Genomic DNA, 8,659 nt, shown 5'->3' with positions numbered 1-8,659 from the left:
GGGGCCGCTGCCCGCCGCGTCGCCGGGATCGGTGTCATGCCTGCCACGGGCCCTCCAGGTCCTTCCAGTCGACGACTCCCAGCGGCACCGTGAGCACGGGCCGGTGCTGGTGGTGGGCGAGGTGGGTGGACACCGAGCCCGTCACGAACTCCCTGAGCTGGGCGCCCCTCCCGCTCGTCCTCGTCCCCACCACGAGCACGCAGGCGTCGACCGCACGGGCGAGGTGGGTGAGGGCCCGGTCCGGGCGTCCCGCCAGGTAGTGGAAGTGCCAGGGGACCCCGTCGGAGCCGAGTTGGTCCTGCGCCCAGGCCTCGAGACCGTCGCGCGTCCGCGTCCAGTCCCCGTCGAGGGAGTCCGGGCTCATCGGTGCGTGGACGACGCTGCCGTCGGGGTGCTCCTCGACGACGTAGCGGGACACGTCGGCGTAGGCGAGGTGCAGGGCGGGCGATCCGAGGGTCCGTGCGAGCGACTCCGCGGTGCGCAGCACCAGGGGGTCCTGGTGGGGGACGACGCCCACCACCACCGGTCTCCCGTCGAAGGGGACCATGCGTTCGATGCTGGGCTGGGGGACCTCGTGCGGAGCCATCTCCGACTCCCTCCCGGTGGGCACGACCCGCCCACCTCGTGTCAGTGGACAGGAACCATCAGCCATCGGGGCGGTTCGGGCTCGCGCCCTGGCGGGATCCATCGCCACGGCGATGATAGCAAGTCGTCCCCGCGTCCCCGCGGAGTGCCCGCACAAGGAGACGGAGGGGCACCGACGTCGGTGGCCACACCGGTGGGTGCACCACGGCCCGCGGAACGGTGGGCCCACAGGGACTCGAACCCTGAACCCACGGATTAAAAGTCCGCTGCTCTACCATTGAGCTATAGGCCCGCCCGACCATTGTAGAGGTCACCACCGGTCAGGAGCCGACGTCACCGCACCGTGGCGGACGGGCGCCGGAGCCACGTGCGACGGGGTCCCACCCGCCGCGCGTGACGCCCAGACACCGAGGAGGGCACCATGTCCCAGCAGCACCGCACCCCGCGCAGGCCCGCCATGCTCGAGGCCGAGGACGCGGAGTACATCATCGGGGACGAGGACCCCGCAGACGGCGCCGCACTGGCCCACACCTCCGCCTGGGCACTCATGGGGGTGGGGGACGACGAGTTCGGCCCGGAGGCCGTGGCACGGCTGCGCGAGACGATCCGCACGGAGGGCACCGACGTCGTGGCCGACATGTGGTCCCGCAGCCCCGAGTTCACACTCCCGGGGGCACTGTGGCGCCTCTACCTCCTGGCCGAGTGGTACCGGGAGGACCGCGTGCCCGTCGAGCTCCGCTTCGAGGAGGGCCGTGGGGCGCGCATCATCCCCGGGCTCGAGCCGCCCGTCGCCGTCCCCGACCTCGCGACTGTCATGGGGGAGGTCGACGCCCTGCTCCAGGGCAGGCGCACCGATGACGACCTCGCCGACATCATCACCGCCTCCGCCCGCCTCATGCGTGTCCTCGCCGCCGGGGAGACACACGGCGCCTCCTGGATCGAGGATCCCTCCGACCCGCTCGCGCACCCGGTCACCACCCGTGCGCGTGCCCTCGTCCGCACCGCCGACGAACTCGACGAGGCCGCCCGCCACGCCGAGGTCGGCACCCTCAACTGACACCTGACGGACACCTTCGCCTGGTACACCTGCCGCTGACCTCTCCCAGGAAGGGACGCCATGTCCGACACCCCCACCTTCTCCGCCCCCGACGACTCCTGGCCCGGCCCCGCCCCCGACGAGGGCGACGACGCCGCCCCGGATCCCGCACCGGCCCCCGCACAGGGCGTCGAGGCGGCACGCGCGGACGAGTTCTTCGTCCCCGCCGACGACGCCTCCCTGGTGGGCGTCGAGCACGAGGACGCGGAGTACGACGACGAACCGACGACCCGTGGGGACACCTCGACCACCCTGGAGGTGCCACTCGACACCTCCACCCCCCTGGGCGAGGACGAACCCCTCCCCAAGGGCCGGTTCGCGGAGCGGGAACTGTCCTGGATGGCCTTCGACGAGCGGGTGCTCGAGCAGTCGGAGGACCTCGACCTGCCGCTGCTGGAGCGGGCCTGGTTCTCCGCGATCTTCTCCTCCAACCTCGACGAGTTCTACATGGTCCGCGTCGCGGGTCTCAAGCGACGCATCGCGGCGGGCATCGCGAAGGCCTCGGCCTCCGGCCTCGAGCCCCGGCAGGTGCTGGAGGGCATCCAGACCCGCACCCGCGAGCTCACCGCCCGCCAGGCCCGCGACTTCCAGGAGGAGATCCTCCCCGCCCTGGGGGCCGAGGGGATCCACCTGCGCCACTGGGACGCCCTCGCCCCCGAGCAGCGCGAGCGCATGACCGCCTACTTCCGCCGTCAGATCTTCCCGGTCCTCACCCCCCTGGCCGTCGACCCCTCGCACCCCTTCCCCTACATCTCGGGGCTGTCGCTGAACCTGGCGGTCGTCGTCCGCAACCCCGTCACCCACAAGCTGCACTTCGCCCGTGTGAAGGTGCCCCAGTCCCTGCCGCGCCTCATCAACGTCAACACCGCGGGGCGCGGGGGCGTGCCCGAGGACTTCGTCGCCACGGAGGGGGGTGCCACGTTCATCACGCTGGAGGACGTGGTGCGCGCCCACCTCGAGCACCTCTTCCCCGGTGTGGAGATCGTGGAGGCCCACAGCTTCCGGGTCACCCGCAACGAGGACCTGGAGGTCGAGGAGGACGACGCGGAGAACCTCCTCACCGCCATGGAGGAGGAGCTCCTGCGCAGGCGCTTCGGTCCCGTGGTCCGCCTCGAGGTCGAGGACACGATCTCCCGGTTCGTCCTCGACTTCCTCGAGGAGAAGCTGGAGATCTCCGCCGCCGACGTCATCGCCCTGCCCGCTCCCCTGGACCTCACCCTGTGCAACGACCTCCACGAGCTGGAGATCGCCCACCTCAAGTACCCCAAGTACGTGCCCGTGACCGCCGCGGGACTGGCCGAGGTCGAGTCCGCACGACCCGCCGACATCTTCGCGGCGATCCGCAGCCACGACGTCCTGCTGCACCACCCCTACGACTCCTTCGCCACCTCGGTCCAGGCCTTCATCACCCAGGCGGCCCGCGACCCGCAGGTGCTGGCCATGAAGCAGACGCTCTACCGCACCTCCTGGGACTCCCCCATCGTCTCCGCCCTGATCGAGGCCGCCCAGAACGGCAAGCAGGTCGTCGCGATCGTCGAGATCAAGGCGCGCTTCGACGAGGAGGCCAACATCTCCTGGGCCCGGAAGCTCGAGCGGGCGGGCGTCCACGTCGTCTACGGCATGGTCGGGTTGAAGACCCACTGCAAGCTCTCCCTGGTGGTGCGCCAGGAAGCCGACGGACTGCGCCGCTACTGCCACATCGGCACCGGCAACTACCACCCCAAGACCGCCCGCGGTTACGAGGACCTGGGCCTGCTGACCTGCGACCGCGACGTCGCCCAGGACCTCACTCGCCTCTTCAACCAGCTCTCCGGCTACGCGCCGCGCTCCACCTTCCACCGGCTGCTGGTCGCCCCCCTCTCGATCCGCCCGGGGCTCATCGAGCGCATCAACGGCCAGATCGCGCGCAAGCGGGCCGGCCAGGAGGCGTGGGTGGGGATCAAGGTCAACTCCGTCGTGGACGAGGCAGTCATCGACGCCCTGTACCGGGCCTCCCAGGCGGGGGTGCACGTGGACGTCCTCGTCCGCGGCATCTGCGCGATCCGCGCGGGCGTGCCGGGACTCTCGGGGAACATCCGGGTCAGGTCGATCCTCGGGCGCTACCTCGAGCACTCCCGCATCTACGCCTTCGGGCCGGAGGGGGAGGAGGAGGTGTGGATCGGCTCCGCCGACCTAATGCACCGCAACCTCGACCGGCGCGTGGAGGCCCTCGTGCGCATCGCGGACCCCGGACAGGTCACCTACCTCGCCGACCTCGTCCGCCGCGGCGTCGCACCGACGACCTCCTCGTGGGCGCTGCGCAAGGACGGCACGTGGAAGCGCCACTCACACGACAAGCGGGGCCGTCCCCTGGAGGACATCCAGACGACACTCATGGCCGAGGCCTCGGCCCGCGTGATCGGACGCTGACCCCGGGACCGCCGCTGACGCGTCCCGGCAGTGGGACCACCGCGCGCCACGGGCCCGCAGCACGGCCCCCGGGGCGTGGGAGGGAGGACCGGCGAGCGTGTGCGGCGCGCTCACCACGGCGGTTACCCTTGAGCCGTGTCCAGGTCCCGTCCCTCCCCGATCCCCTCGCGGCTCGTCCGCGCTGCGGGGTCACTTGTGTGGAGGTTCCGTGACCACTCCCGCCCACCGGTTCCCGGTGAACCCGTCGACCCGGGCGACATCGAGGTCCTCCTCGTGCACCGGCCCCGCTACGGGGACTGGTCCTGGCCCAAGGGCAAGACCGAGCCGAACGAACCGGTCCCCGTCGCCGCCGTCCGCGAGGTCGAGGAGGAGACCGGTGTGGCGGTGGCCCTGGGCGCGCCACTGACGACCCAGCGCTACCGGCTGGGCGCCGGGCACACCAAGGAGGTCCACTACTGGGTGGGCCGCGCGCTCGAACCGGGTCCCGCGCTGCGCACCCGTCGTCCTGTCGAGCACGCCTCGCGACGCGAGATCGACTCCTCCCGGTGGACCCCACCGGCCAAGGCGAACTCGCTCATCACCCGGCGCGGGGACCGGCGGCTCCTGTCCGACCTCGTCGCCCGTGCCGAGGCCGGGACGCTCGTCACCTCCACGCTCACCCTCCTGCGCCACTCCAAGGCGGTGTCCCGGTCCTCCTGGAACGGTGAGGAGGGGACCCGGGTGCTGACCCGCCTCGGGGTGCGCCAGTCCATCGACCTGGTCGACCTCCTCTCCGCCTTCGGGACCACGGACCTCGTGTCCTCACCGTGGACGCGCTGCCGGGCGACGATCGGTCCCTACGGTTCGCTGGCGGGCGTCGCGCCACGACTCGTCGACGCCCTCACCGAGCAGGCCGCCCGTGACGACCCCGCGGCCGCGCAGGCGGTGGTCGTGGACCTCCTGGCCACCCCCCACGCCCCGACGGTGCTGTGCGTGCACCGCCCGACCCTTCCCTTCCTCATGGCGCCCCTCCAGGAGGTGACGCCCTCGCAGCTGCGCGGTGCCTACCCCCAGGAACCCCCGTGGCTGGCGACCTCCGAGGCACTGGTCGTCCACGTCGCCCACACGGGAACCCCCCAGGTCGTGGGAGTGGAGACGCACTCGACGCACACCAAGCTCCTGATCCCCTGCTGAGGTCCCGCGGCACGACCCCGCACGCCGCACCACCTGTCGGACGGTACCGGCCCGTGGCTGTCACCCCCGGAGTAGGGTCCTCAGGTCGCCCCGTGCCGGAGCGGGGCACGCGGACGGTGCGGCCACCGGGGACACCCGTCCCGCACCGGCTGTGACCGGGCACCGAAGAGGGCCGCTCCGTGCCGGGACGGCCAGGGAGGAGGAGCGTGCATGCAGGCAGGACGTGGACCCGGGGACGGGGGCGGCTCCGGGTTCACCGGCGGAGCGGTGACGGTGGGACTCCTGGTGGCCCTGGCCGTGCAGAACGCCGTTCCCCCCTTCGCCACCGACATGTACTCCCCCGCCTTCCCCCAGGTCACCGAGTCACTGGGGACCACCTCCTCCCTGGTCGGGCTCACCCTGACGACGTTCTTCCTCGGGATGGGTGCGGGTCAGGTGCTCGGCGGGTCCGTCTCCGACCACCGCGGACGTCGGGCTCCGATGATCCTCGGCGGACTCCTGTGCTCCCTGGGCGGGGTCGTGTGCGCCCTCGCCCCGTCGATCTGGGTGCTCATCGCGGGCCGCCTGCTGCAGGGCCTGGGCGGGGGTGCCGCGGCGGCCGTGGGACGGGCGGTCCTCGTGGACCTGGCCCGCGGGACCCTGCTGGCCCGCACGATGACGCTGCTCCAGGCGATCGGGGGGTTCGCCCCCATGGTCGCCCCGGTCCTGGGTGGGGTCATCATCACCCACGCCACCTGGCGGGAGACGTTCTGGTTCCTCGCGGCCTTCGGACTGGTGATGATGGGCCTCGCGTGGCGCTTCGTGCCGGAGTCCCTGCCTCCCGGACACCGACACGCGGGGGGAGTCCGTCGCATGGTCACGGGCATCTCCGCGGTGCTGCGGGAGCGCACCTTCGTCGGGTACATGCTCACCAGCTCCTTCTCCGGCTTCTGCCTCTTCGCCTACATCGCGAACTCCTCCTACGTGCTCCAGGAGCAGAAGGGGCTCTCCCCCATGCAGTTCTCGGCCTTCTTCGCGGCCAACGCGACCACCGGGATGCTCCTCGCGCTGCTCAACGCGAGGCTGGTGGGATGGGTCAGCCCGCGGACCCTCATCCGCACGGGCCTCAGTGTGTCGGCCCTGGGGGTGGGGGTCCTGGTCTGCGCGGTGTTCCTGTGGGACACGGCCCTGGTCCCGGTCTGCGTGGGTTTCGTCCTGCTGATGTCGGCGCAGTCCTTCGTCTTCGGCAATGCCGCCGCGCTCGCACTGGGGAGTGTGCCCCTGGTGGCCGGTACCGCCTCAGCGGTGCAGGGCCTCGTCCAGTCCCTGGCGAGTGCGACCTCGGCACCGCTGGCGAGCTCGGGGGGCGGCACCACCGCTGTGCCGATGGTGGTCGTGATGGTGGTCGGTGTGACCCTGGCCTGGGTCTCCTTCCTCGCGGTCGGGCGCGGGAGCGGTCGCGACGTGGAGGACCTCACGGCCGCCTGAGGCAGGGACCTCCCGCGGCCCGTCGCAGCCGGCCGGGGGACGCCCTCGTCAGGGCCTCACCCCGCCTGTTCGCTGCGGGAGGCCACCCACACCGCCACCGAGATGAGGACGAGGCCGATGAACTCCCACACGCCCGGGACCTGCCGCAGCATCACGGCACCCACCAGCGCGGAGGTGGCGGGCAGGAGGGCCGTGAACAGGGCGAAGGTGGCCGCGCTCAGCCGGGACAGCGCCAGCGCCTCGAAGGAGTAGGGCAGGACGGTCGACAGCACGCCGACCCCCACCACCGCGGCGACGAGGTGCCAGGACGCCAGGACGGCCATCCCACCCGGAGCCAGCACCGGTGCGGTGACGGCCGCTCCCACCGCGCAACCCAGCGCGAGGTTCGTGATCCCGGAACGCTGTGAGGCGATGCGCTGACCCAGCACGATGTACCCCGCCCACATGGCGGCGGCCAGGAGGATCCACGCGAGCCCCGCACCGACCCCCGGTGCCCGCACGTCGAGCCCGAGCCCGCCGATCGCCACGACACCGCTGAGGGCCAGGACGGCTGCCACGCGCGGTGCGACGCCCTTGCCCCGCAGGACGGCCACCGACACCGGACCCAGGAACTCCAGGGAGACGGCGACGCCCAGGGGCAGACGGGCGATGGCCTCGTAGAAGGAGACGTTCATGCCCGTGACCACGAGCCCGAAGACGGCGGACCGCCACAGGTCACCGGCTCCGAGGTGCTCCCTCCAGGGGCGGCGCCAGGCGAGCAGCAGGGGGGCGGCCACCGCGATGCGCCACCACGCCACCGATGCCGGTTCGATGACGGAGAAGAGACCGACGGCGATGGCCGCGCCGATGTACTGGACGAGCGCGGAGGCGACGATGAAGAACTGGGCGGGGATGCGTTCGGCGAGCGCTGCGCCTCCGGGACGGGATTCCACCGCCCCAGCCTGCCACCACCCGGGTCCCGACGGATGTCGCGACCACCCGGGGACCCCGGCCCGTGCTCAGTCCCGGGCGGGCTCGAAGCTCATCGCGACGGAGTTCATGCATTAGCGCAGACCCGTGGGCTGGTCCGGGGCGTCCTCGAAGACGTGCCCCAGGTGGGAACCGCAGGCCGCGCAGCGCACCTCGGTGCGCACCATCCCGTGGGAGGCGTCGGTCGTCGTGGTCACCGCCGCGTCCTCCGGGTCGTAGAAGCTCGGCCACCCGCAGTGGGAGTCGAACTTGGTGTCCGAGCGGAACAGTTCCGCCCCGCAGGCACGGCACCGGTAGACGCCCTCCCGGTGCTCGTCGAGGAGCTCACCGGTGAAGGGACGTTCCGTGCCGGCCTCGCGCAGCACGTGGTACTCCATGGGCGACAGCACGCGACGCCACTCGATCTCGGTGCGACGGGGGTTCTCGGTCATGCCCCGATTGTCGGCTCGCGGCCGCTGCGGCGCCACTGCTGGACGGCGAGCCGTGGGGGAGTCATCCCCTCACGGTTCACTCCCCCTGCGCCCCCTGGTCCGGGTGGACGGCAGGCATGACGCGGGTCTCCTCGACGGCGCCGTCGGCAGGGTGCACCGTGCGGCTTCCCCGCTCCCCCTCCCGCTCCCCGGTGTCCGCGGAGGAGTCCCCCTGCGACGTGGAACCCCCTCCGGTCGCGGACTCCCCCGGTGCGGGGGCGCCCCCGTCTGGGGGGACGTCCCCGGCGGCCGGGGTGGGCGTGTCCTCGTCCGTGGGGGTTCCCACCGCCTTGGCGATGGCGTCGACCCCCTCCCCACTGGGAGGGGTGGAGGTGCCCGTCAGGGCGGATCCGGAACGCACCGCGCGCATCATGGCGGTCTGCTCGCGCTCGGCGATGACGTCATCCCCCGGTCCGGAGAAGATGGCCCCGCGTTCCTCGGCGTCAGGGGACCCCGAGTAGAGCCGCTCGCCCTTGCCCACCGTCGTCGC

General features: G+C 72.3%; 7 protein-coding genes, 1 tRNA gene, 1 pseudogene and 1 riboswitch. Of the genes and pseudogenes, 4 read left to right on the top strand and 5 right to left on the bottom strand.

The features are described from left to right. Positions 1–34: 34 nt before the first annotated feature. Positions 35–586, bottom strand: coding sequence for a universal stress protein (locus TA90_RS08360; protein ID WP_043535751.1), 552 nt, complete (start codon positions 584–586; stop codon positions 35–37). Positions 587–628: 42 nt separating this feature from the next. Continuing rightward, positions 629–701: riboswitch (Fluoride riboswitch) on the bottom strand. Between the two features lie 104 nt (positions 702–805). Then, positions 806–877, bottom strand: a tRNA-Lys gene (locus TA90_RS08355). Between the two features lie 129 nt (positions 878–1,006). Here TA90_RS08355 and TA90_RS08350 point away from each other — a divergent pair. From TA90_RS08350 to TA90_RS08335, 4 genes are all read left to right on the top strand, one after another. Then, a complete protein-coding gene (locus TA90_RS08350; RefSeq protein WP_043535747.1) occupies positions 1,007–1,642 on the top strand; it encodes a hypothetical protein in 636 nt (211 codons plus the stop codon). Positions 1,643–1,702: 60 nt separating this feature from the next. Further along, on the top strand, positions 1,703–4,090 hold the full coding sequence (locus tag TA90_RS08345) for an RNA degradosome polyphosphate kinase (RefSeq protein WP_043535746.1): 2,388 nt from the start codon (positions 1,703–1,705) through the stop codon (positions 4,088–4,090). A 135-nt stretch (positions 4,091–4,225) separates the two neighbouring features. After that, complete coding sequence (locus TA90_RS08340; RefSeq protein ID WP_082031578.1) at positions 4,226–5,263, top strand: NUDIX hydrolase; 1,038 nt, start codon at positions 4,226–4,228, stop codon at positions 5,261–5,263. A 210-nt stretch (positions 5,264–5,473) separates the two neighbouring features. Beyond that, the gene (locus TA90_RS08335; RefSeq protein ID WP_052450676.1) at positions 5,474–6,730 is read left to right on the top strand and encodes a Bcr/CflA family efflux MFS transporter; all 1,257 of its coding nucleotides are present in this window, start codon (positions 5,474–5,476) and stop codon (positions 6,728–6,730) included. A gap of 56 nt (positions 6,731–6,786) precedes the next feature. Here TA90_RS08335 and TA90_RS08330 read toward each other — a convergent pair whose 3' ends face one another. The 3 genes and pseudogenes from TA90_RS08330 to TA90_RS15155 all read right to left on the bottom strand — a co-directional run. Further along, a complete protein-coding gene (locus TA90_RS08330) occupies positions 6,787–7,662 on the bottom strand; it encodes an EamA family transporter (protein WP_043535745.1) in 876 nt (291 codons plus the stop codon). A 111-nt stretch (positions 7,663–7,773) separates the two neighbouring features. Further along, positions 7,774–8,130, bottom strand: a complete 357-nt coding sequence (gene msrB / locus TA90_RS08325; RefSeq protein WP_043535748.1) for a peptide-methionine (R)-S-oxide reductase MsrB — start codon at positions 8,128–8,130, stop codon at positions 7,774–7,776. Between the two features lie 76 nt (positions 8,131–8,206). Next, positions 8,207–8,659: pseudogene (locus tag TA90_RS15155) on the bottom strand (hypothetical protein); the annotation flags it as partial.

Origin of the sequence: Actinomyces polynesiensis (assembly GCF_000820725.1) — a bacterium.
Lineage (GTDB): Bacteria > Actinomycetota > Actinomycetes > Actinomycetales > Actinomycetaceae > Pauljensenia > Pauljensenia polynesiensis.
Note: the sequence above shows the minus strand (reverse complement) of the source record. Positions and strands in the feature narration are given on the sequence as shown.

Coding starts and splice junctions, on each gene's coding strand:
- TA90_RS08360 (WP_043535751.1), bottom strand. CDS start 586: ATGGCTCCGCACGAGGTCCCCCAGCCCAGCATCGAACGCATGGTCCCC.
- TA90_RS08335 (WP_052450676.1), top strand. CDS start 5,474: ATGCAGGCAGGACGTGGACCCGGGGACGGGGGCGGCTCCGGGTTCACC.
- TA90_RS08350 (WP_043535747.1), top strand. CDS start 1,007: ATGTCCCAGCAGCACCGCACCCCGCGCAGGCCCGCCATGCTCGAGGCC.
- TA90_RS08345 (WP_043535746.1), top strand. CDS start 1,703: ATGTCCGACACCCCCACCTTCTCCGCCCCCGACGACTCCTGGCCCGGC.
- msrB (WP_043535748.1), bottom strand. CDS start 8,130: ATGACCGAGAACCCCCGTCGCACCGAGATCGAGTGGCGTCGCGTGCTG.